Below are 24,678 nucleotides of genomic sequence, written 5' to 3'. Positions count from 1 at the left end.
GGTAAGTATATTTACACTTTAATAAAAAATACCATGAATAAAATGATTTTTTCGATAGCAGTTTGTTTGCTATCCATTACCATATTATCATCTTGTAAACAAGAGAAAAAACTGCCATTTTATGGTGAACGACATGCTGAAACCTCTACAAGTGCTGATGGTTCAGAAAAGGTTGATACGGTTTATCAAACTATTCCAAATTGGTCTTTTTTAAATCAGGATAGCGTTGTTACAACCAATAAAGTAACGGATGGCAAAATTTATATAGCCGATTTTTTCTTCACTTCTTGCACAACCATTTGCCCAACTATGCACCGTAATTTAATAACGGTTTACAATGAATTTAAAACCAATCCTGATGTGATGTTTGTTTCACATACTATTGATTTTAAATATGATAAACCATCGGTTTTAAAAAAGTATGCACAAAAATTAGGTGTTGATGGTGCTAAATGGCAATTCCTTTATGGAAGTAAAGACAGCGTTTACACCTTAGCAGAAAAAAACTATTTAGTTGCCGTAGGCGAAGATAGCACGGCAAAAGATGGCTACATTCATCAGGGATATTTAGTTTTAATTGATAAAGACCGACGAATTCGCGGTGCTTATGATGGAACAAAAAAAGATCAAGTAGAACAATTGAAAAAAGATATTCTGGTTTTATTGGCTGAATATAAGAAATAGACTAAACTTTGTCGTCATTTCGACCGAATTGGATAAATCTTTTAAACTCATTGAAAGATTTAACGGCAACATTTTATTCCGATCGAAATGACGACTTTTTAAGCAAACGTAAATGCGCAAATACATTATCAATTCTATTTTTCTGTTTTCAGTCGTCGCTATAATTTTCTCATGTCAAAATCAGCAAGAAATTGATTTTCAGAACTATATGTCTAATGGTAAAGAGGTTTATAAATCCAGGTGTCAAAATTGCCATGGCGAAAATGGCGAGGGTTTAGGTCAGTTGGCTCCTCCTCTAACAGATTCAGTTTTTTTAAAAACCAATAAAAACCGATTAGCTTGCATCATTAAAAATGGGGCAAACGAAATGATTGTTATTAATGGGAAAGAATATAAAGAAAAAATGCCTCCTTTTCCTGAATTAGCAGATATAGATGTTGCGCAAGTAATGGTTTACATTACAAATTCATTCGGAAATAAACAAGGTTTTGTTCCTTATACAGAAGTTTCTGTCCAATTACAAAATTGTAAATTACAATAAAAAACTTTGTGTTCTTTGTGGCTTTGTGGTTTAAAAAATCCATCTTTGCGCAAAATGCAGGTTGTTCTATCGCTGTTTCGAATAAAATCGAGAGAGAGGAAAGTCCGGGCAACGCAGGGCATCTCGCTTTCTAACGGAAAGGGATTTAGGAATGAAAACCTGAATTACGGATTAGTGCAACAGAAAATATACCACCCGACATTTAATTGTTGGGAAAGGGTGAAAACGTGCGGTAAGAGCGCCCGAGCATTGCAGGCGACTGCAGTGGTTTGTAAACCCCGAGAGTTGAAAGACCAAATAGGCTAACGCATGTAGGGCTGCCCGTCCGATGTTAGTGGGTAGGTCGTTAGAGATAAATGGCAACGTTTATAGTAGATTAATGATAGATATCCTGAGCAATCAGGAAACAGAACCCGGCTTATAGACCTGCATTTTTTTATTTTTTTTAAAAGCGAAAGCAGTAATTCTTTGGCTATTTGCGCCTTGCTGTTTGCCATATCTTTTTTGCGATTGTCATCCTGAGCTCGTCGAAGGAATCATCAAAAAAATATACTACTCACATCAGGTTTAATTAACGAAAACCTCTAATTCAAAATCCAAAACTAACCTAATTACTTTAGTTAAAACTTGTAAAACCTTTTCCTCTATTTATCATTTTTAGCTTAAAATCATTGTATAAAAAACTATACATTAATTTAAAAATAATATATTCGCATTTCAATTAGAAGAAATGAATACTAAATGGCTAAACTATTAATAATTGATGATGAGCGAGCGATAAGGAGTACCTTACGCGAAATCCTAGAATACGAAAATTACGATGTTGAAGACATCGACAATGGTATTGATGGACTCGAAATGATTAAAAAAAGTAATTTCGACTTAGTTCTGTGCGATATTAAGATGAATAAGATGGATGGTATGGAAGTGCTAGAACAGGCACAAATCATTAAACCGGATTTACCTTTCATCATGATTTCTGGTCATGGAACAGTTGAAACTGCCATTGAGGCCAGTAAAAAAGGCGCTTTCGATTTCATTTCTAAACCACCTGACTTAAATCGTTTATTAATTACCGTTCGCAATGGTTTAGATCGGGGAAATTTAGTTACCGAAACAAAGGTTTTAAAGCGTAAAGTAAGTAAAACACGTGAGATTCTCGGTGCTTCAGAAAGTATTTCTAAAATTAAGGAAACTATCGAACGTGTTGCGCCTACCGAAGCTAGGGTTTTAATTACTGGTGCAAATGGTAGTGGTAAAGAATTGGTAGCCCGTTGGTTACACGAAAAATCTAATCGTGCCGATAGTCCTTTAATTGAAGTAAACTGCGCTGCTATTCCATCGGAGTTAATCGAAAGTGAATTATTTGGTCATGAAAAAGGTTCATTTACCTCAGCTGTAAAGCAACGCATTGGTAAATTCGAACTGGCAAATGGCGGAACTTTATTCTTAGATGAAATTGGTGATATGAGCCTTTCGGCTCAAGCAAAAGTGCTTCGTGCTTTACAAGAACATAAAATTTCTCGTGTTGGTGGCGAAAAAGAAATAGAAGTAAACGTTCGCGTATTGGCGGCGACCAATAAAGATTTATTAAAAGAAATTGAAGATGGTAATTTCCGAATGGATTTATACCACCGCTTAAATGTAATTAATATTCATGTGCCGCATTTAACTGAGCGTACTGATGATATTCCAGTAATTGCTCAAAATTTTTTAGAGAGTATTTGTAATGATTACGGAATGCCGATAAAAAAAATTAACGACGGAGGTATGGCCGCTCTGCAAGCTTTACCCTGGACAGGTAACGTTCGTGAACTGCATAACATGATTGAGCGTTTAATTATTTTAAGTGATAAAGTAATTACTGAAAATGATGTTCGTGCTTTTGCAAATCCGGGAGGGGGAACCAATATTGGAGCAGCAACAAGTACACAAATTGCTGGCCTGGCTGGTTCAGGTTTATCATCTACTTTTGATAGTTTTAATAATTTTCAGGATTATAAAGACCATGCTGAAAAAGAATTTATCAAATTTAAGCTGGAAAAAAATAACTGGAACGTATCAAAAACAGCTGATGAAATTGACATCCAAAGAAGTCATTTATACAGTAAGATTGAGAAATTTGGCTTAAAGAGAGCTGATACTCCCTAGCCCCTAAAGCGGGAACTAATAGCGAGATTTATGATATATTAAGTTGGAATATTGAGATTTATCTTAATTTATTCCAACTTTTTTTATCGAAAATGCAAGAGCGTTAAAAAGTCAGAAGCCCCCTGTAGATGGTTGGGTTTACCCCATGTAATCATTCTGCCTCATCAATAATGCTCTGTATTTATTAAAAATGGCTGTTTTGGAAACAAAACCTTTAAATTGATTCTGGTTATTAATAACCGGTAAAATCCAGGCATTTTCTTGCTCCATTTTTTGTAAGACAATTTTTAAATCGTCATTTTCACTAATGGTATTTGGTGCTTGTTGAAGTAAATGAGAGGCTGTTAAACTTTCCTTACCATTGTTGTTAATCATCTCACCAAAAAGCTCTTCCACGTAAATAATTCCTTTAAAATCACCCAGCTCATCAGTAACTGCGCAAATATTTTTGTGCGATTGCAAAATTTCAGGCATTTTTAAAGAAATCAAATCATCCATATTAAGCACAGGATAGTTTTTCTCAAGCAGATATTTCAGTTTCATTTGATTTAAAACTGTGGTGTCCTTATCTTCATGAGAAAGTAATTCACCTTTATCTGCAAGTGCTTTTGTATAAATGGAATGTTTTTGAGAACTGCGGTTAACAGCATAAGATATAGCTGTTGTTATCATCAAAGGAACCATCAGAATATATCCTCCAGTAATTTCTGCTATTAAAAAAATACCGGTTAATGGTGCATGCATTATAGCACCTAAAGCTGCTGCCATACCTGCAACAATAAAATTCGAAACATTTAACTGAGCAATTCCTGAAAGATTAACTACATAGGCAAAAATAAACCCGATCAGTCCGCCCATTATTAAACTGGGTGCAAAAGTACCGCCATTACCGCCAGCACCCAAAGTAACCAAAGTAGCGATTGATTTCATGAAAATCGTAACCACCGTAAAGAGAATTACAAGCGCAGGAACGGTATTGTAATCCGAAAAAATACTATTGTTTATCACTGCCAGATAATCTCCTTTTAAGAGACTTTTGATGGTAATATAACCCTCACCATATAGCGTTGGGAATAGAAAGACTAAAGCGCCAAGCATCAAACCACCAATAATTACTTTGGTGTATGGATGCTTAATTTTGTAGAAAAATCCCTTTACTAAATAATTTGCTTTGGTAAAATAAATAGAAAATAAACCAATCAATAAAGCTAAAATCACGTAGTAAAATAAGGCATTTACCTTCCACCCCTCGGTTACCAGAAAAAATAATTGTTGTGTATAAAATAACCTTGCAACTACTGCAGCTGTTGCTGCAGACAGCAATAATGGAATAAATGCGGGTATTGTAAATTCGGGAAGTAATATTTCAATAGCAAAAACGATTCCTGCAACGGGGCTATTGAAAGCTCCTGCTATTCCTGCAGCTGCGCCACAAGCCACCAACATAGTAATTTCCCGATACGATAAGCCTAAAACTCTTCCCAAATTTGAGCCAATGGCAGATCCACTAGTAACAATTGGTGCCTCCAATCCTGTTGAACCGCCAAAACCTACTGTAATGGCCGCCGTTATAATTTGGGAGTAAATATTATGCGGCTCTATCCTGCTCGATTTTTTAGAAATCGCATAAAGCAAGGGTGTTAATCCTGTTTCAAATTTACTTTTACGGATGAAGCATTTAATGTATAAAACCGTAAGAAATATACCAATCATCGGGAAAAGCAAATAGAGGAAGTATTTGTATTTCCACTGCCAATCTGATTGAAGAAACTCTTCGATATGATGTGTCAAACTTTTTAAAGCCGCGGCTGCTAGTCCTGCTAAAACACCAACAACAATTGCAATTATAACTAAGAAATTACGGTTTGATATTTTTGATTTTCTGTAACGGTTAATCTTATCAAGGTAATTTACAAAGCGGATATACATACTATCGGGTTTAGGGGATTAAGCATCAAACTTATCTAAAAGCTTAATAAGAGTAGCAAAATCTTTAGGATAAGGTGCATCAATAAAAATATCTTGGTCATTTAATCCCTTAAAAACTAAATGCCTTGCGTGAAGTGCAAAACGTTTCATTATAGGCTGCTCTTCTTCGCCTTTTGTTAATTTATAGCCACGCTTAATTGATGATAGAAAAACAGACTTTCCTTTATACATTTCATCTCCAATAATAGCAGCACGTTGTGTAGCTAAATGAATCCGGATTTGGTGCATTCTGCCTGTAATTGGCTTACATTCTACCAAAGTATAATTCTTGTAGTATTTTAATGAATCGAAAATGGTTTCAGCCCTTTTACCTTCAGCCCTATCGATGGTTACATTTTTATTTCCATCGTTTAAAATGGGCAAATCAACTAATAACTTATCAAAGATAACATGTCCATCCACCACTGCATGATAAGTTTTATTCACCTTTCTTCGCTCAAATTGCATAGATGCATGACGATACGCTTCTGGATTTTTCGCAATAATTAAAGCACCAGAAGTTTCCTTATCCAATCGGTGACAAACCTGTGCATCATCACTATATTGTTTAGCTAAACGTAAAACATTTGTTTCCCCAGAACCACCTCTTTCATCGAGTGAGGCCAGAAATGGAGGTTTATTGATTACAATAAAATCGCTATCTTCGAAAAGAATAAGATCTTTAAAATTAGGATACTTCAATCTATGGTATTATTAATGAAACGCAAAAATACAGATTTATTTTTATTGGTTTAGAAATTAACCACAGATAAAAGTATTGACGCAAATTAGAAATTTGAAAGGAAGGCAACTATTTTTAGGTAGTAAGCTTACTACGATATCGCTTTCGAATAAATTACAAAAAACAAGAAAGTTAAAGCCTTTACTATTTTGCAGAACTAACAGTTAGTCCCTCGTGTGTCAGTTCCAATATTTCAAGAGCAACTTCACTATCATCTGAAATTAGAACTGGTCCGATGTATTTTACAGGGAAAGCGTTTTTAGCTTGCCATATAAAAATAGGGTTATGTGTTTCATCTAGAAGTTTAATTACGATATTTCTTCGCTCTATGTTACCATTTGATTTAGAATTAATCCAGTTAAAAAAATCATTGTCGCCTTTAATTATTCCACGTTTTAAGATAATGTTTGAAAATTTACGAATACCTGGAATCTTTCTGCCGCTGTCTACTGGACTTGAGCCATCTCTTACCGAAACTGTCTCTATTTCTATATCTAAACCAGATATTTCAGAAAAACCTATCCTAGCACCACCCCAGTCTGCAATAAAATTATAACGATTAAGTGAATTTTCAGTCATTTTATAGTATTTAATTAGTTGAAATACAATATAATAACAAATTGTTAGAACACAAAAAAGCCGCATGAATTTTATTCATCTGCGGCTTAAATATTTTATGATAAATTTCTAAGAAAGTTCGAATTTATAACCTACACCTTTAACTGTAGATACATAAGTTTCACCTAATTTTTCACGTAGTTTACGAATATGAACATCAATGGTTCTATTGGTTACCACAACTGAATCTTCCCAAATATTTTTTAAGATTGCTTCTCGCGTGTAAACTTTGCCAGGTTTTGAAGCCAATAGATAAAGTAATTCAAATTCTTTCTTAGCTAAAACTACTTTATTTCCACCTTGAAAAACTAAATACGCTTCACGATCTATAACCAAATCGCCAATTTCCAATTTATTTTCTGATATTTCTTCCGTACCCGAATTTCTTCTTAAAATAGCATTTATACGACTTACTAAAGCACGGGGTTTAATGGGTTTTGCAATGTAATCATCAGCGCCGACATTAAAACCAGCAATTTCAGAATATTCCTCACTTCTGGCAGTTAAGAAAACCATGAATGTATTTTTGAATTCGGGAATGGCTCTCATCAAACGACAAGCTTCTATTCCATCCATTTTAGGCATCATGATATCTAGAATAATTAAATCTGGATGGACTTTTTTGGCAACAGTAATTCCCTCCTGTCCGTTTGATGCTGTAAAAACCTGATAACCTTCTTTCTTTAAATTGTATTCAATCAATTCCAGAATATCTGGTTCATCATCAACAATTAATATTTTCTGACCTGGATTGTTCATAAATTAAATATTTGTTACGAAAGTAGTATCTCTGAAGTAATTTTCAGTTAAGCCTAAGTTAAGAAATTGTTAATGACTTAAATTAGTTTAACATTGAGTTTTTTTTAACGTAACGTTTTTGCTAAAAACGAATCCAGTTCGTTACCACGAAGGTTTTTTGCTGCGATTTTTCCACTTGGGTCAATTAAATATGAAGTAGGAATTGCCTGAACCTGATATTTTTTAACCGTTTCGCCATTAAAATCTTTCAATTCTGAAACATGCGTCCACATTAAACCATCGGCATTAATTGCACCCAACCATGCGGCTTTGTCGGTATCTAGAGAAATCCCTAAGATATCGAAGTTCTTAGTTTTATACTTATTATAAACCTTAACTACATTAGGGTTTTCTTGGCGACAAGGCTGACACCAGGATGCCCAAAAATCTACTAAAATATATTTCCCTTTATAATCAGATAAACTCACTGGTTTTCCATCGGCAGTATTGATTGTAAACGCCGGAGCCATTTGCCCTACCTGCACTGCTTTCAATAAAGCCATTTGTTTAACAAAAGTATCTACCGTTGCATTGCCTTTAATTTCTTCTTTTACTTCATCAGCAAATTTCACCAATTCTGCTTCAAACTCCTGCGGACTTAAAGTATTCATTGCATAAAAGCTGGCTAAAGTTCCTTTATTATCCTTTGCAAATTTAATAATTGAGGCATTTTGCTGATTTGTGTAAGATTCATATTTTGGTTTTAACTCTTCCAAAATCATAGCTCTATTTTGTGGTTGTGTTGCTACTTTGGCTTCAAAATCTGCTTGCAACTGCTCAACTTGTTTGGCATAAGTATTTCTAATTGCATTTAAATCAGATAACTTCTCAACTTCATTAGCCCCAGAAATTTTATAAGCCATTGTTTTATCGGCTAAATCTGCTTCTAATTTAATTTCATCTCCATTTTTAGCGATTAACATAAATTCATGATTACCTACTGAAACCCTAAAAAAATCTACTGACGGTGTTTTATGTATAAATTTAAATTCTCCTTTTTCCGATAAATTGGTTGAGTCAACGGCAATCATTTGGCTGTTTTGCATTCCGTACAAAAAAACTTTCTTTTCCTTTCCTAGGTTTTGGAATGTTCCATCAATGGTAAAACTATCTTTTGGTTTACAAGCTGTAAAAGCAATCGCGATTAATACGATAAGGCTTAAGTTTTTTAATCTCATTATTTTAGTTTTTCAATTATCAATTCATTTAATTTTTTAGCATCTGCTTTGCCTTTGGCCAATTTCATTACGTCGCCCACAAACAAACCTAAAACGCCTTTTTTTCCTTTTTTATACGCCTCAACCTGTTGCGGATATTTATTCAACACTTCATTAATAAAGTCAATTAATTCATCACTATTTTCCAAAATAAGTAGGTTTAACGACTCTGCTGAAGCATTAACATCGGTATTTTCTTTTTCTTCAATAGCGGGTAGCAATTGTTGAATGGCAATTTGCTGTGTTAGTTTTTTATCATCAACCAAATTAATAGCAGCAGCCAATTGTTCTGGTTTTACTTTATAATCGCTAATCGTTATTCCTTTTTCAATTAAAACTGCTCTAATTGGGCCAATTAGCCAATTAATTAATGTTTTCTTTATATTAACAATTGGTAACGCCTGATTAAAATAATTCATCAAACCTATATTTTCAGCAAATAATGCCGAATCAGCTTTACTGATACCAAATTCAGAAACCATTTGTTTCGAAATCTCATTTGGTAAAGCCGGCATAGCCGATTTAATTTCCGCTAACCAATTATCAGAGATAAAGATAGGTTGTAAATCTGGATCTGAAAAATAACGGTAATCATTTGCCTCTTCCTTTGTCCTCATTGGCGATGTCGTACCTCTATCAGCATCAAAATTCAAAGTGCTTTGGATAATTTTTTCACCATTTGAAATCACTTCCACTTGTCTGCCGAATTCAAAATCCATCGCTCTACGTACGTTACGCATCGAGTTTAGGTTTTTGACTTCGCAACGTGTTCCAAATTCTGTAGAACCATAAGGACGTATCGAAATATTTGCATCGCAACGTAAACTCCCCTCTTCCATATTCCCATCACTTACATTTAAATGTCTAACCAGCTTTCTAATTTCACTCAATAAAACCGATGCCTCTTCTGCGCTACGAATATCAGGTTCGGTTACAATTTCAATTAAAGGAACCCCGGCACGGTTTAAATCAACCAAAGAATAATTATCATCTTGGTCATGAATGCTTTTGCCCGCATCTTCTTCCAAGTGAATTCTATTGATTCCGATTTTCTTTGTCGAGCCATCAGCTAATTCTACTCCGATGAAACCATTAACACAAATCGGTTGATTATCCTGCGTGATTTGATACCCCTTTGGTAAATCGGCATAGAAATAATTTTTCCTATCAAAGTGATTGATTTGGTTGATGGTGCAGTTTAAAGCCAATCCTATTCGAATTGCTTTTGCTACAACTTCTTTATTCAATTTTGGCAAAGCACCAGGCAAAGCCAGTGATACTGTAGATATATTTTGATTAGGCAAAGCACCGAAAGACGCACTATCAGCAGAAAATATTTTGGTATTGGTATTTAACTGAACATGTATCTCTAATCCTGAAACGAGTTCGTAATTGTTTTGGTTTGTACCTAAACTCATATGATGATAATGACTTTAAATCTATTTCGAAGGCAAATATAGTTAAAGAATGTTAAAATGATTTGCCTCTATTAAACTACTTTATGATGGTTACGTCTATTTCTCTAATTAATACACACACGAAACCTTTAATTTAAAAACGTTATGAAAAAGTTAGTTTTATTTGCTGCAGTTTTGATGGTTTCATTATTCAGCATAAATAATGCAAAAGCACAAGTTAATTTAAACATCAATATTGGTCAACAACCAGTTTGGGGTCCTACTGGATATGACCACGTAGATTATTATTATTTCCCAGATATCGATGCTTATTATTATGTTCCATCTGGACAATATATTTATTCGAATGGAGGTCGTTGGGTTTGGGTAAATAGTTTACCAGCACAATTTGGCAACTTCAATGTATACAACACTTACAAAGTTGTTGTAAACGAACCAAGACCTTACTTAAGAAATAGTGTTTACGTTACCAAGTATAGTAAATTCAAAAACTATAATGGCCGTCAGGCGGTAATCAGAGATAGTCGTGATACTAAATATTATGTAGTAAAAGGACATCCAAACTATAACGGAAACAAAACCGTGGTTGTAAACAACAATAATAATCGCCCAAACCGCACACAAAAAACTGTTGTAAGGGTTAACCAAAATTCAAGGCCGGCACAAGACAATGGACATAGAAACGATAACAGAGGTGAAAATAATAGTAAAGGTGAAAATAATCGTCCTGAAAGAGGTGGAGAAAAAAGTAATGGCCGTCATTAACAATATAATTAGTTGTGGTAAAGGGAGTTTCGAGAGAGACTCCCTTTTTTATTTTAATTTTCTGGCATGAGATTTGGACTTATATAAATCAACATACAAATTAAATCGATTATGAAAAGATTATTTTTAATGGCTGCAGTAATGATGGTTTCATTCCTCAGCATGCCAGCTAAGGCTCAATTAAATGTGAATGTCAATATTGGTTCACAACCATTATGGGGTCCTACAGGTTACGACCATGTAGATTATTATTATCTTCCTGATGTAGAAAGCTATTACTATGTTCCCAAAAAGCAATTTGTATACTTGAATGGAAACGATTGGGTTTTTGCAAATAATTTACCATCCAGATATGGAAATTATGATTTATACAATGGGTATAAAGTTGTAATTAATTCTCCAAAGCCTTATTTGAACTTTAAAAATGACAAAGTAAAATACGGAAAATTTAAAGGTAATAAAGGTCAGTTGATTATTAGAGATAGCCGTGATAGTAAATACTATGTTGTGAAAGGTCATCCACATGGAATGCCTCCTGGCCAGGCTAAAAAAATATATGGCAAAGGAAACAGTGGAAACGGAAATAACGGAAAAGGCCACGGAAATGGTAAAGGGAAACACTAATAAATAGTTTAGCATCTACAGGGAGTTTCGAAAGGAACTCCTTTCTTTTATATCTCTGTTACAATGCAAATTTTGGCACAGCGTTTGAATTTATAATTATACACACAAAATATAAACGATTATGAAAAAGTTATTAATCATCTCCGCGATTGTAGGTATCGTGGCTTTAACATCTAATCAATCTAATGCTCAGGTAAGTTTAAACGTAAACATTGGTACGCAACCAAGATGGGTTCCGGCAGGGTATCAAAATGTTAATTATTACTATCTTCCAGAAGTTCAATCCTATTATTCGGTGCCAACTAGACAATTCGTTTATCTAAATGGTAACCGCTGGACTAGGTCGAGGTATTTGCCTGCAAGATATAGAGGTTATAATTTGAACCACGGCAGAAAAGTTGTAGTTTATGGAAATAGCCCATACCGTAGTTACAATACACACCGAGTTAGATATGCAACACATACCAATGTTTACAGGTCGTCTTATGGTGGTGGAAATAGAGTGAGATATAGTGCTCCAAGAAATAATTATAGACCACAAAGAATTGAAAAAAGGGGTCACGATTTTCGTGGACATGGTGGCGAGCACTATGATAGAGGTCATGGAAGAGGAAGACATTAAATGTCGATTCAGTCTAAAAAAAACCGCTAATTTTTATTAGCGGTTTTTTTTGTTGTGAAACAAAAATTGTGTGATAAAAAACACATAAATATATTGATAACTAAAACTCTACTAAAAAAATATCTTATCTAAGAATTATATGGTATTCATTTTGCATTTCTAATTTCAAAATTATGAATATAAAAACAAAAATGAAATAATTGGTGTATTGCAAGAAGCTGCTGCAAATGGAGGAAGTATTGAAAACCAAACACAACACGCAGTAAACATTAATGATATGTTAGGGAAAAACAGAATATTCGATTAATATAAACAACTATGTTTATAATGATAATCAACAAAAAGTGGAAAAATTCTTTAAAAGCAGTTTATCACAACTTTAAAAGATTTCTCCGCTGAGGTCGAAATGACGATCGATTATACTTACAAAACTTGTCTTATTGCAAATAGCCAAGGTGGATGTCTCCACGCACCTCTAAAAAATTATTGATGCGGAATAAAACCCTCAGCCTTTTCTAAAGCAGTTTTTAAACCAGCAGGATTTTTACCACCGGCAGTTGCATAAAACGGCTGACCACCTCCACCGCCTTGAATTTCTTTTCCTAATTCGCGAACAATGTTCGATGCATTCATACCTTTTTTAACTAAATCATCAGACAGCATTACCGTAATTCCGGGTTTTCCATCAATTTCAGTAGTAAAAACAAGGAATAAATTATCAACCATATCTTTCAGTGAGAAAGCAAGGTTTTTAACTGCATCAGCACTTTGTAAGTCAATATGATTCGCTATTAAGTTTACCCCATTTATTCCACGAACGTGATGAACAATTTCATGTTTTAATATGTTCACACGTTCTAAAGTAGATTTTTCAATCTGTTTTTTCAGTTTTGTATTTTCATCTAATAAAGCTTGAACTGATGCTAACAAATCTTTTGAACCGTTTAATAAAGCTTTTAAATGGCCAAGTTCTGTGCGTTGGTCCAAGAAATATTGCTCTGCTTTATCAGCTGTAATCGCCTCAATTCTTCGAACACCAGCCGCAACAGCGCTTTCTGAAATAATTTTGAAAGAACCAATTTGTCCAGTCGCTTTAACGTGTGTACCACCACAAAGTTCTTTCGAGAAATGGTCATCAAAAGTAATCATTCGAACAAAATCTCCATATTTTTCGCCGAATAGCGCCGTAACTCCACTTTCAATCGCATCTTGGTAAGGAACATTTCTTTGTTCTTTCAGTTTAATATTTTGTCTGATTTTTTGATTTACAATTACCTCTATTTGGGCCAATTCTTCATCGGTTACTTTTGCGAAGTGAGAAAAGTCGAAGCGTAAATAGTCATCATTAACCAACGAGCCTTTTTGGTTTACGTGTTTGCCTAAAACTTGCTTTAAAGCTGCATGCAATAAGTGTGTAGCCGAGTGATTATCTTCAGTTAAAACACGTTTATCTTCATCAACAACAGCCCAAAATTTACCCTCTAAACTATCAGGAAGTATATCTGCGAAATGAACCGTTAAGCCATTCTCTTTTTTAGTATCAGTAATGTCAACCCAAAACTGGCGACTGTGGTCTTCTAAACGCCCAGTATCTCCTACCTGACCACCACTTTCTGCATAAAAAGGTGTTTGGCGTAAAACAATTTGATATTGCTCCTTGCCTTTAGCTTTTACCTTGCGGTATTTTAAAATTTCTGTTTCAATTTCTAAATCATCGTAACCTACAAATTCGCTTTGCTCATCTGAGTTAACGATAACCCAATCGCCAGTATCAATTGCGGTAGCAGCACGACTTTTATCTTTTTGTCCTTTTAAAGCTTGTTCATAGCCAATTAAATCAACTTTTAAACCTTTTTCTTTAGCCATCAATTCAGTTAAATCTATAGGAAAACCAAATGTATCTGACAACTCGAAGGCTACTTGCGAATTCACTTCTGTAAAAATTTCAGGATGCATCATTGCTTTTGCATTCGATACGTATTCTTCAAAAATCTTTATTCCTTTTTCTAAAGTCCTCAAAAATGAAACCTCTTCTTCCAAAACTACTTTCTGAACAAAATCCTTTTGAGAAAGCAATTCATCAAATACACCTTTAAATTGTTCAGCCAATAAAGGCACCAACTGATTTAAAAATGGCTCTTTAAAGTTTAAGAAAGTATAAGCGTAGCGTACTGCACGACGTAAAATTCTGCGGATTACGTAACCCGCTTTATTATTTGATGGCAATTGACCATCGGCAATTACAAAAGAGATAGCACGAATATGGTCGGCCATTACACGCATAGCGATGTCAGTTTTTTCATCAGCACCATATTTAATTCCAGATTTTTCAGAAATAAACTGAATCATCGGCTGAAAAATATCGGTATCGTAGTTAGAGGTTTTTTCTTGTAAAACACGCACCAAACGTTCGAAACCCATTCCGGTATCTACATGCTTAGCTGGTAAACTTTGCAACGAACCGTCTTTTAAACGGTTAAACTGCATAAATACATTATTCCATATTTCGATAACTTGTGGATGGTCGGCATTTACCAAAGTAGCCCCGTCAACCAAAGCTTTTTCTTTGTTGGTACGGCAATCTACATGGATTTCAGAACAAGGGCCACAAGGACCCGTATCCCCCATTTCCCAAAAATTATCTTTCTTATTTCCAGGTAAAATATGGCTTTCATCCACATATTGTTTCCAAAAATCGTAAGCTTCCTGATCTTTTTCTAAGCCTTCTTTTTCATCGCCCTCAAAATAGGTAACGTAGATTTTTTCTTTCGGAATTTTATAAACTTCGGTCAGCAATTCCCAGCTCCAATCGATTGCATCTTTTTTGAAATAATCACCAAAACTCCAGTTGCCCAACATTTCAAACATAGTATGGTGATAAGTATCTATACCTACTTCCTCTAAATCGTTGTGCTTTCCTGATACACGCAAACAACGTTGAGTATCAACAACACGAGGATATTTTATCGGTGATTCTCCTAAAAACAAATCTTTAAACTGGTTCATTCCCGCATTAGTAAACATTAAAGTTGGGTCGTTTTTAACCACAATCGGTGCTGATGGAACGATATGATGTTGTTTCTCTTTAAAAAAATTCAGGAATGCTTGTCTTATCTCTTGTGCTGTCATTAGTATATTATTGGAGCAACAAAATTAAAACTTTATTGCGTTAATCAGGAAAAATCGAGCTACATTTGAATACTTTAATTAACCTTTGTAAAACCCTAATAATCAAGCATAAGTTATGCCTTATAAAGAAAGAGACATTAATAAAATGTATTATACCATGGGTGAAGTGACTGAAATGTTTAATGCAAACGCATCACAAATCCGTTTTTACGAGAAGGAATTCGACATACTTCAACCCAAGAAAAACAAGAAAGGCAATCGTTTATTTACTCCTGAAGACATTGAGAATTTGAAAATTATTTTCAACCTAGTTGATGAAAAAGGCTTTACATTAAAAGGTGCCAAAGAGCATTTAAAAAATAATAAGTCGGGTGTTAAAGAAAATCAAAAGATTATCGATTCATTAGAAAAACTTAAAGGATTTTTAGTGAATTTAGCGCAGGAATTGTAAATTTTATATGTCATCTTAAATTTATGTATCTATCAAATAAATATTTTGAATTCTATTTAAACTTTTTCAAATAATTTATCTACTTTAGAACAACCAACAACAATCCTCCCTATTTTTTATTTACTGGTTTAACGCCCTAAAATGAAGATATGGAATGTATTATTAATCTCCCTCACACCTTTTTATTTATTTGCTCAAAACAATTTGGGTCCACGGTTAACAGCCATGGGCAACAATGGTGCAGCTGTTTCCGATGTTTGGGCTATACAAGCAAATCCATCAGGAATTACCTCGCTAAATAAACCCAGCGTTTCATTAAGTTATATAAAGCATTTATTCAGCAATGAAGTTAGCACTCAGGCTTTAGCTTTTGTTATTCCGTTTAAAAATAATTTTGTTGGCGCAAGCTTTTATCGATATGGCTTTTCAGAATACAACGTAAGCAAAATTGGTTTTGCTTATGCTAAGAAATTCGGTGATAAATTATCTATAGCTTTAAACGGAAATTATCATCAGCTCAAAATTGCCAATTATGGTTCATCAACAGGTTTTTCTGCAGATGTTGGTGCATTATATCATTTTAGCGAAGAATTTACGTTCGGTGCATTTGTAAGTAATCCATCTAAACAAAAGTTCTCTTCCGCAGAAGTATTAATTGAAATTCCAACTTCTTTTAATGTTGGCGCAAGTTATTTTGCATCCGATAAAGTCTTAATTGCCACATCAGTCAGTAAAATACTTAATCAATCAATCGATGTAAGCTTGGGTATCGAATATAAAATTATCGATTTGTTGAGTTTCCGTTTTGGATTAAGCGCTAAACCATTTAAACAATACGCTGGCTTCGGCTTAATCTATAAAAAGTTCTTATTGGATATGGCAACTGTTTATGATTCCAATTTGGGTTATGCACCTCAAATCGCAGTAGGTTATGCATTTTAGATTAATAATAGTTGTATTTGTGGTGATGGGTTTCACGGCAAATGCTCAAATTGCTGAACAAGAGGTCGATGTTCGTGATATTCTGGAAAGTGTTGCTGAAAATCTTCCTGATGATTACGACATGACAGAATTGATCGATGTGCTGACCAGGTATCGCAAACATCCGATTAATCTTAACAAAACTTCGCCAGAGGAATTAAAGACTTTGGTTTTCTTGTCTCCATTACAAATCAGTAATTTCTTTACTTATATTAAAGATAACGGAAATTTTGTTAATGCCTTGGAATTGCAAAGTATTGATGGTTTTGATGTGAGAACAGTTCAAAGCTTATTGCCTTTTATTACTTTAAATACAACTACTGAATACGATAAATTTACATTTAAAAATATCCTCAATTTAGGAGAAAGCGATTTAGTAATGCGCTTTGCTCAAACTTTACAAACGCAGAAAGGTTTTACTGATTTACCCGGAAACCGATATTTAGGTTCGCCTGAAAGATTTCAAACCCGTTATCGTTATCATTATGGAACTATTGTTTCAGCAGCAATAACACTAGACAAAGATGCAGGCGAAAAATTCTTAGGAAAACCATTCGATTTCTACTCTGGAAATATTGCGCTTTTTAAATTAGGACGGATTAAGAAGTTAGTTGTTGGTGATTATACTTTACAATTTGGTCAAGGTGTAACTCTGTGGTCGGGTTTTGCTTTTGGCAAAGGTCCAGAGGTTACTAGTGTTGCAAAGAAAGATTTAGGCTTACGACCTTACACTTCGGCGAATGAGTATTCATTTTTAAGAGGCGCATCAGCAACCATTAACCTTTATAAAAATATAGACATTACACCTTTTGTTTCTTTTAGAAATCTCGATGCTAGTCAGGATGTAGATTTTGATGGGAATATGGTTCAAGCAACTATAAATCAGAGCGGTTACCACAGAACGTCAACAGAAATTGAGAACAAAAATTCTTTAAGTCAGCAAATTTTTGGAGCAGCTGTTCAATACACCAATAACGAATTGGGGATTGGGGTAATCGCCTATCAAAGTAAATACGGAAACAGTTTTATCACTCAAACTGCTGTTTACGACAGGTTCAGTTTTACAGGAAATTCGTTGACAAATATTGGTGCTTATTATAACTACACTTACAAAAACATTTATTTTTTTGGTGAAGTAGGCAAAAGCTTAAATAGTGGTATTGCTTATGTAAATGGTGCACTAATCAGTTTATCAACAACAGTTTCGGCCGCTATAACTTATCGAAACTATGCAAAAAATTACCATAATTTTTTTAATCAGGCTTTGTCTGAGGCGAGTGAGGCGATAAACGAAAATGGACTATATTTTGGCTTAAACATCATGCCAAATAAGCGATGGGCATTTTCTGTTTATGGTGATTATTTTCAGTTCCCGTGGTTAAAATATCGTGTTGATGCTCCATCCAAAGGATATGAAATTTTAAGTCAGGCGGTTTACACACCAAGCAAAATATTAAAGGTTCTGTTAAGATTTAAAACTGAAAATAAAGAGCAAAATACAGATTTAGAGGTTCCAATAAACTTTTTAGATGATGTAAAAAAAGAGGGTTATCGCGTTGAAGTGAGTTGGCAACTGAATAAAAAATGGAGTTTTCAAAACCGAGTTGAAGTTTCTCAATATAAAAAAGGCAATGCAAATCGCGAATTTGGTTATTTAATTTATCAGGATGTAGATTACTCACCAATGTTTTCGAAAATCACAGGAAATATAAGAATTGCCTACTTCAATACACCAAGTTACAACAGCAGAATTTATGCTTATGAAGATGATGTTTTGTACAGTTTTGCCTTCGGAATGTACAGTGGAAAAGGTTTCAGAACCTATCTAAACTTGAAATATAATTTAGCCAGAAAACTTAACGTTTGGGCTAGATATGCGATGTTTATTTATAAAGATGTAGAAACCGTTGGTTCATATCTCGATGAAATACAAGGAAATAAAAAATCAGAAGTTAAAATTCAGTTGAGGTATCAATTTTAATATGTTTAAAGCAGAATATATTTTCGCCAGGATTTTACTTCCATTCTTAATTGGGATTGGTGTGTTTTTTTTCTTCCCAACTGAAAAAAATATTTTGATTCTGGCAATTGCTTCAGTTACGATTTTCCTTTTTATTTTAATTATCAATATCACTTACAAAAAATTCAATGCTTATAAATTTAAGGGCTTTACAGGAATTTTAATATTATTTTTTTTCTTTTCAATTGGCGGATTGATTTGTTTACTAAACAACGAAAAACTCAAATCCGATTACTTTGCTAAGAAGAATTATACCTATTTAAAAATTTGGATAAACGACGAACCTGAACAAACTAACAATATTTTAAGATTTAAAGCCAGAGTAGTTTCAGGTTACGGAAATCTAAAACAAATTAAACTTAGCGGACAATTATTACTTGCCTTAAAAGTTGATAGTATCCATCCTATTCATTTAAAATATGGAGATGAATTGATTATCTCGGCAAAATATCTGGAAGTTGAACCACCTTATAATCCTGCTGAATTTGATTTTAAAGGTTGGTTGGCAAGCCAGAATGTTTACAAACAAACATTTATCAATCAAAATTATTTGCTTAAAATCAATCAAAACACTGGAAATCCTATCCTCAAATTTGCTTTAGATTTAAGAGAAAAGCAGGTTGCCAAGTATCGAAAAATAATTAAAAATGATGAGGCTTTTGCTGTAGCTTCTACCTTAATTTTAGGGTATCGAGCTGATTTAAGTAAAGAAACTTTAGCGGCTTACTCAAAAACAGGAACCATCCATGCACTTTCAGTTTCAGGAAGTCATGTTGCTATTATTTTCTTTGTGATGGATTTTTGTTTGGCTTTCTTAAATAAAAAAAGATTTTTTCGAATATTTAAATTCATATTAATCTGTAGCTTAATTTGGTGCTATTCGCTAATCACTGGTTTATCTCCATCCGTAGTTCGTGCAGCGATTATGATAACAATTTTTATTACTGCTAAAACATTTGCCAGGAACAAAAATGGCTACAATACGCTAGCTTTTGCCGCATTTTGCCAATTGATTTATAATCCATTTTTGATATGGGATGTTGGTTTTCAACTCTCATACATTTCGGTATTCGGATTGATTTACATTCAGCCTAAGATTTATAATTGGATATATTTAAAAAACAAATGGCTAAATAAAGTTTGGGAATTGATAGCACTTTCTTTGGCAGCTCAACTGGTTACGTTTCCGCTTTGTATTTACTATTTCCATCAATTTCCTGTTTATTTTTTATTTGGAAATCTCTTTATCTCTATTCCATTAATACTTATTATGATTTTAGGAATAGGCGTTTTAGTTCCGCTTGTAGATAAACTTTCTCCGATTTTCGAATGGATTATTGTTTGTACAAACACCGTTTTAAAATGGATTGCTGATTTGCCCTACTCTACTTTTTCTTCTGTTTGGATTAATCTTCCAGAATTGATTCTTTTGAGTTTAGCATTAGGATTAGGTGTTTATGCTTTGTCAAAGTACAACAAGAAATTGCTGTTTGTATCGCTTGTGGTTTATATTTTTTACATCTCAATGATAGTTTATGATGACTGGATAGCTTTCCACCAAAAGAAAATTATCTTTTTTACTTTAAGGAAAAATTATGCGGCTGCTTTTATAAATGGTAGAGTAAGCGTACTGGTAACTGATTTATCTTATGACGATAAAAACTATAATTTTTTTGTAAAACCAGCGTTGGATCAATCTCAAATTGATAAAATTGATTTTATAAGTTTAAAACAAGAGACAATTTTACCACACTTCGTAAAAAAAGATAATCAAATCGTATTAGATAAATACAATATTCTCCTGATTGATGAGCATATGAACTATAAGAAATTATCTGTAAGCGGAAAATTTTCAAGTATTTGGTTAACAGGAAATAATAAGTTTAAAATTGAAAATCTCTCAAAGAAAATGGAATTCAAAAATGTGATTATTGATGCAACCAACAAAGATTATAAAATAGCTGTTTTTAAAAATTTTGCACAGAATAATAAAGTCCAATCGCATGTTTTAAAGAAAAATCCTGCATATTTGGTTTACCTAACCCAATAATATGGATAACTTGGTTTTATATAATGTGGAAAATAGAATTGCCACAATAACCATTAACAGACCTGAAAAGCGAAATGCTTTAAACCCACAACTAATTTCAGAGTTGACTGAAACTTTTATCCGTGCATCTGAAGATAATGGAGTAAAAATTGTAGTTTTAAAAGCTAACGGAGGTACCTTTAGTGCAGGTGCAGATTTAGAATACCTTCAACAGCTGCAAAACAACACTTTCGAAGAAAACGTTGTCGATTCAAATAACTTAAAAAAGCTTTTCACCACTATTTATTATTTACCAAAAGTAGTAATTGCACAGATAGAGGGACATGCAATTGCCGGTGGGTGTGGTTTAGCAACAATCTGCGATATTATTTTCGCAACACCAGAAAGCAACTTTGGTTATACAGAAGTTAAAATAGGTTTTGTTCCTGCAATTGTTTCCTGTTTTTTAAAACAAAAAGTAAATGAAACCATCGCAAAGGAAATATTATTAACAGGCCAAACATTTTCTGCAGATAAAGCGCTTCAATATAATTTAATAAACTATGTAACAAATTCATCCGAAATTCATCAAACTGTTAAAAAATTTGCTTTAAGTTTGTGTAAAGAAAGTTCGGGTAATTCGTTAATGATTACAAAACAACTGATAAATCAAACCACGAATCCCTTGCTGGAAAAAAGCTTAGAATTTGCAGTACAGATAAATGCTCGTGTTAGAGAAAGTAAAGATTTTAAAAAAGGTATTGCATCATTTTTAAACAAAGAAAAAATTAACTGGTAAACAACATTAACTAAAAATAAAAACATGTTAAAATCAATCAAAACAAGCGTTGTAGCTTTAATATTAGTAAGCACAGCCATTATTGCCCATGCACAAAAAAAGATAACTGAAGGTACTTTAGTTTATGGAATGAAGTACAAAGTTGATGCTCCGGGTGCACCTGAAGAACAAAAGGTTAAGTTTAACGGAGATATCTCTAAGTTAGAATTAGATTTAGGTCCTGCTTCCGTAGGTGTTTTTATGGATAGTAAATCAGGAACTGGTTTGTTATTAGTTGATATTCCTGTTGCTCAAAAGCAATTAGCCTCGAAAATGACTAAAGCCGACATGGAAGAATCTAATGCTGCAAAACCAAAATACTCTGATTTTAAAGCGACTGGTGAAAAGAAAACTGTTGCTGGTTACAACGCAGAGAAATATACTTTTAAAGATGATAAAGGCGGTACAGGCGAACTTTGGGCAACTACAGATGTAGAAATCCCTACTAATATAGCCACAGCAGATTTCAAAGAAGTTAAAGGATTTATAGTATTAGTTGAAACAACAATGGCAACTGTAACTTTAAAATCTGTTACTGAAGGTAAAGTGGGAGAACTTTCTGTAACTAAAGTTCCTGCAGGATACGATGAAATTACCTATGCCGAAATGAAAGCATTACAACAACAAGGTGGTGGTGAATAATTAAACAATATCTGATAATTAAAGGCTTTTTAACTGCCGGCTTTTTATTTAAATTAGCCCAAAAGTTAAAAAGCCTTTTTTATGACCAATTTTTTATGATAAAAAACTTATTATTTAAACTATCAATCACATGCATAGCTTTATTTGCAGTGTTTGGTGCGCAGGCTCAAGGTGTTAACTGGGCAAAAGATGGAAATTCTTACTACCAAATAGCAAGCGGAGAAATTGTAAGTATTACGCTTCCAAAAAGTGAAAGAAAAACCGTTGTTTCCCGAACACTACTTACGCCCTCAGGTAAAGATGGCCCATTAGCCGTTCGAAGTTTTCAACTTTCTGCCGATGGTAAAAAAGCATTAATCTACACAAACAGTAAAAAAGTTTGGCGTTACGATACACGGGGCGATTATTGGTTGGTAGATTTAACAACAAATAAAATCGCTCAAATTGGAAAAGATAAACCAGCATCATCTTTAATGTTTGCTAAATTATCTCCTGATGGAAACAAAGTAGCCTACGTAAGCAAACACAATTTATATGTAGAAAACACTGATGGAACAGATTCTAAAGCCCTAACAACTGATGGAACCGACCGAATGATTAATGGAACTTTCGATTGGGTTTACGAAGAAGAATTTAATTGTCGCGATGGTTTTAGATGGAGTCCCGATAGCAAAAACATTGCTTATTGGCAAATTGATGCTACTAAGATTAAAAACTTCTTGATGATTAATAATACCGATTCCATTTATCCTTATACCATTCCGGTTGAGTATCCTAAAGTTGGTGAAAATCCATCAGCTTGTAAAGTTGGCGTGGTTGATATAGAAACTGCAAAAACCAATTGGTTAAATGTGCCTGGTGATAACATTCAACACTATATACCTCGTATGCAATGGGTTCCAAACAGCAACGAAATCATTTTGCAACAATTAAATCGCGAGCAAAATGAAAGTATAGTATTCATTTGTGATGCTATATCTGGTACAGCTAAAGCGGTTTATACTGAAAAAGATAAAGCTTGGATTGACCCACAAAACGATTGGACCTGGTTAAATGATAATAAGGAATTTACCGTTATATCAGATAAAGATGGTTGGGATCATTTTTACAGAATCAGCCGAGATGGCAAAAAACAAACCTTGATTACAAAAGGAAACTATGATGTAATTAGTGTAAACTTAATTGATGAGAAAAACAATTACGTTTACTTTATGGCATCGCCAACTAACGCTACCCAAAAATATCTATATAAAACAAAGTTAGATGGAAAAGGTAAATTAGAAATGGTTACACCATCAATTTTATCAGGAACTCATAGCTATGATATTTCACCTAATGCAGCCTTTGCCCGTCACACTTATAATAGTTCAGCAGTAAGCCCCATCACCGAATGGATGAATTTTACTACTGGAAATCCTTTCACTATGGATGGTAGTATAACCACGCAGTTATCCAAACAACAAGCACCTAAAAATAAGGTAGAATTTTTCAAGGTTACAACTGAGGATGGTGTTGAAATGGATGGATGGATGAAAAAACCAGATAACTTCAATCCTAATAAAAAATACCCTGTAGTATTTTATGTTTATGGTGAACCAGCTTCGCAAACAGCCGCCGATACCTATGGTGCAGGTAGAAATAGGTTATATGCTGGTGATATGGCGAAAGATGAATACATCTATATATCAATGGATAATCGTGGTGCACCAGTTCCTAAAGGTGCTGCCTGGCGCAAAAGCATTTATAAAAACATTGGCGTAATTAACATCCGTGACCAAGCTATGGCTACTAAAAAATTATTGGCAACAAATTCATTTATGGATAAAGACCGAGTTGCAGTTTGGGGCTGGAGTGGCGGTGGTTCATCTACGCTTAATTTAATGTTTCAATATCCTGAAATTTATAAAACGGGCATCGCAATTGCAGCCGTAGGTAACCAATTAACCTATGATAATATTTATCAGGAACGTTATATGGGTACGCCTTTCCCAAGCAAAGAGGCTTATGTAAAAGGTTCTCCAGTAACGTATGCGAAAAACTTAAAAGGTAACTTGCTCTACATTCATGGTACTGGAGATGATAATGTTCACTACCAAAATGCTGAAATGTTAATCAATGAATTAGTTAAGAACAAGAAGGTTTTTCAATTAATGAGCTACCCAAATCGTACCCATAGCATATCTGAGGGCGATGGAACAAGCGAACATTTATCACTTACCTACACCAAATTTTTGAAAGATAACTGTCCTCCTGGAGCAAGATAAATTTTTAAATATTTGCAAAGCAATTATAGTGGGGAATCGGTTTCGATAGCCCCACTCATTTCATTTCAATCTTTTTATATAAAGTTCCATCGCTCAACAGGCATTTTGCCAATTAGCATTAGTAACTTTTAAAATATAAAAGTATTTCCGTTTTAATCGGGCTTAATGTGCTGATG

At 33.9% G+C, this 24,678-nt stretch carries 20 protein-coding genes and 1 other RNA gene; 14 read left to right on the top strand and 7 right to left on the bottom strand.

Going from position 1 to position 24,678, the window contains the following annotated elements:
• The first annotated feature begins 33 nt into the window (after nt 1-33).
• The 4 genes from IEV50_RS10565 (at nt 34) to IEV50_RS10550 (ending at nt 3,376) form a co-directional block, all read left to right on the top strand.
• Entirely contained in the window at nt 34-684 is a 651-nt protein-coding gene (locus IEV50_RS10565) for an SCO family protein (protein WP_188413942.1), read from the top strand.
• A 112-nt stretch (nt 685-796) separates the two neighbouring features.
• Complete coding sequence (locus IEV50_RS10560) at nt 797-1,225, top strand: c-type cytochrome (RefSeq protein ID WP_188413940.1); 429 nt, start codon at nt 797-799, stop codon at nt 1,223-1,225.
• 53 nt (nt 1,226-1,278) lie between these two features.
• Nucleotides 1,279-1,662, top strand: an RNA gene (rnpB, locus tag IEV50_RS10555) — RNase P RNA component class A.
• Between the two features lie 304 nt (nt 1,663-1,966).
• On the top strand, nt 1,967-3,376 hold the full coding sequence (locus tag IEV50_RS10550; protein WP_188413938.1) for a sigma-54-dependent transcriptional regulator: 1,410 nt from the start codon (nt 1,967-1,969) through the stop codon (nt 3,374-3,376).
• A gap of 138 nt (nt 3,377-3,514) precedes the next feature.
• Here the strand turns inward: IEV50_RS10550 and IEV50_RS10545 are convergent, their stop codons facing one another.
• The 6 genes from IEV50_RS10545 to gatB form a co-directional block, all read right to left on the bottom strand.
• On the bottom strand, nt 3,515-5,305 hold the full coding sequence (locus tag IEV50_RS10545) for a chloride channel protein (protein WP_188413936.1): 1,791 nt from the start codon (nt 5,303-5,305) through the stop codon (nt 3,515-3,517).
• Between the two features lie 18 nt (nt 5,306-5,323).
• Complete coding sequence (locus IEV50_RS10540; protein WP_188413934.1) at nt 5,324-6,046, bottom strand: RluA family pseudouridine synthase; 723 nt, start codon at nt 6,044-6,046, stop codon at nt 5,324-5,326.
• A gap of 184 nt (nt 6,047-6,230) precedes the next feature.
• Complete coding sequence (locus IEV50_RS10535) at nt 6,231-6,665, bottom strand: phage tail protein (protein ID WP_188413933.1); 435 nt, start codon at nt 6,663-6,665, stop codon at nt 6,231-6,233.
• 108 nt (nt 6,666-6,773) lie between these two features.
• On the bottom strand, nt 6,774-7,463 hold the full coding sequence (locus tag IEV50_RS10530; RefSeq protein WP_188413931.1) for a response regulator transcription factor: 690 nt from the start codon (nt 7,461-7,463) through the stop codon (nt 6,774-6,776).
• Between the two features lie 104 nt (nt 7,464-7,567).
• On the bottom strand, nt 7,568-8,680 hold the full coding sequence (locus tag IEV50_RS10525; protein ID WP_188413929.1) for a TlpA disulfide reductase family protein: 1,113 nt from the start codon (nt 8,678-8,680) through the stop codon (nt 7,568-7,570).
• Nucleotides 8,680-10,137, bottom strand: a complete 1,458-nt coding sequence (gene gatB / locus IEV50_RS10520) for an Asp-tRNA(Asn)/Glu-tRNA(Gln) amidotransferase subunit GatB (protein WP_188413926.1) — start codon at nt 10,135-10,137, stop codon at nt 8,680-8,682. The genes IEV50_RS10525 and gatB overlap by 1 nt, the downstream gene beginning before the upstream one ends.
• A gap of 144 nt (nt 10,138-10,281) precedes the next feature.
• Between gatB and IEV50_RS10515 the strand changes: the two genes are divergently transcribed.
• The 3 genes from IEV50_RS10515 to IEV50_RS10505 all read left to right on the top strand — a co-directional run bounded on the left by IEV50_RS10515 (nt 10,282) and on the right by IEV50_RS10505 (nt 12,148).
• Nucleotides 10,282-10,902 (top strand): hypothetical protein, encoded by a 621-nt coding sequence (locus IEV50_RS10515; protein ID WP_188413921.1) that lies wholly within the window; start codon nt 10,282-10,284, stop codon nt 10,900-10,902.
• A 111-nt stretch (nt 10,903-11,013) separates the two neighbouring features.
• The gene (locus IEV50_RS10510; protein WP_188413919.1) at nt 11,014-11,526 is read left to right on the top strand and encodes a hypothetical protein; all 513 of its coding nucleotides are present in this window, start codon (nt 11,014-11,016) and stop codon (nt 11,524-11,526) included.
• A 121-nt stretch (nt 11,527-11,647) separates the two neighbouring features.
• Nucleotides 11,648-12,148 (top strand): hypothetical protein, encoded by a 501-nt coding sequence (locus IEV50_RS10505; RefSeq protein WP_188413917.1) that lies wholly within the window; start codon nt 11,648-11,650, stop codon nt 12,146-12,148.
• A 483-nt stretch (nt 12,149-12,631) separates the two neighbouring features.
• Here IEV50_RS10505 and alaS read toward each other — a convergent pair whose 3' ends face one another.
• A complete protein-coding gene (alaS, locus tag IEV50_RS10500; RefSeq protein WP_188413915.1) occupies nt 12,632-15,277 on the bottom strand; it encodes an alanine--tRNA ligase in 2,646 nt (881 codons plus the stop codon).
• A 115-nt stretch (nt 15,278-15,392) separates the two neighbouring features.
• Here alaS and IEV50_RS10495 point away from each other — a divergent pair, with 115 nt between their 5' ends.
• The 7 genes from IEV50_RS10495 to IEV50_RS10465 all read left to right on the top strand — a co-directional run bounded on the left by IEV50_RS10495 (nt 15,393) and on the right by IEV50_RS10465 (nt 24,502).
• Nucleotides 15,393-15,728, top strand: a complete 336-nt coding sequence (locus IEV50_RS10495; protein ID WP_188413913.1) for a MerR family transcriptional regulator — start codon at nt 15,393-15,395, stop codon at nt 15,726-15,728.
• A 141-nt stretch (nt 15,729-15,869) separates the two neighbouring features.
• Complete coding sequence (locus tag IEV50_RS10490) at nt 15,870-16,670, top strand: PorV/PorQ family protein (RefSeq protein ID WP_188413911.1); 801 nt, start codon at nt 15,870-15,872, stop codon at nt 16,668-16,670.
• Nucleotides 16,660-18,690: a helix-hairpin-helix domain-containing protein gene (locus IEV50_RS10485; protein ID WP_188413909.1), complete on the top strand. Its 2,031-nt coding sequence runs from the start codon at nt 16,660-16,662 to the stop codon at nt 18,688-18,690. The genes IEV50_RS10490 and IEV50_RS10485 overlap by 11 nt, the downstream gene beginning before the upstream one ends.
• A 1-nt stretch (nt 18,691) precedes the next feature.
• A complete protein-coding gene (locus IEV50_RS10480) occupies nt 18,692-20,779 on the top strand; it encodes a ComEC/Rec2 family competence protein (RefSeq protein WP_188413901.1) in 2,088 nt (695 codons plus the stop codon).
• Nucleotide 20,780: 1 nt separating this feature from the next.
• On the top strand, nt 20,781-21,557 hold the full coding sequence (locus IEV50_RS10475) for an enoyl-CoA hydratase/isomerase family protein (RefSeq protein WP_188413899.1): 777 nt from the start codon (nt 20,781-20,783) through the stop codon (nt 21,555-21,557).
• A 24-nt stretch (nt 21,558-21,581) separates the two neighbouring features.
• A complete protein-coding gene (locus IEV50_RS10470) occupies nt 21,582-22,238 on the top strand; it encodes a DUF4412 domain-containing protein (RefSeq protein WP_188413897.1) in 657 nt (218 codons plus the stop codon).
• 95 nt (nt 22,239-22,333) lie between these two features.
• Nucleotides 22,334-24,502 carry a S9 family peptidase gene (locus IEV50_RS10465; RefSeq protein WP_188413895.1) on the top strand — a complete coding sequence of 723 codons (2,169 nt, stop codon included), beginning with the start codon at nt 22,334-22,336 and terminating at the stop codon, nt 24,500-24,502.
• The last annotated feature ends 176 nt before the right edge of the window (nt 24,503-24,678 follow it).

The sequence above is a fragment of the Pedobacter mendelii genome (assembly GCF_014635725.1).
GTDB classification, from domain to species: Bacteria; Bacteroidota; Bacteroidia; order Sphingobacteriales; family Sphingobacteriaceae; genus Pedobacter; species Pedobacter mendelii.
This window is presented reverse-complemented; position numbering and strand designations above follow the sequence as displayed.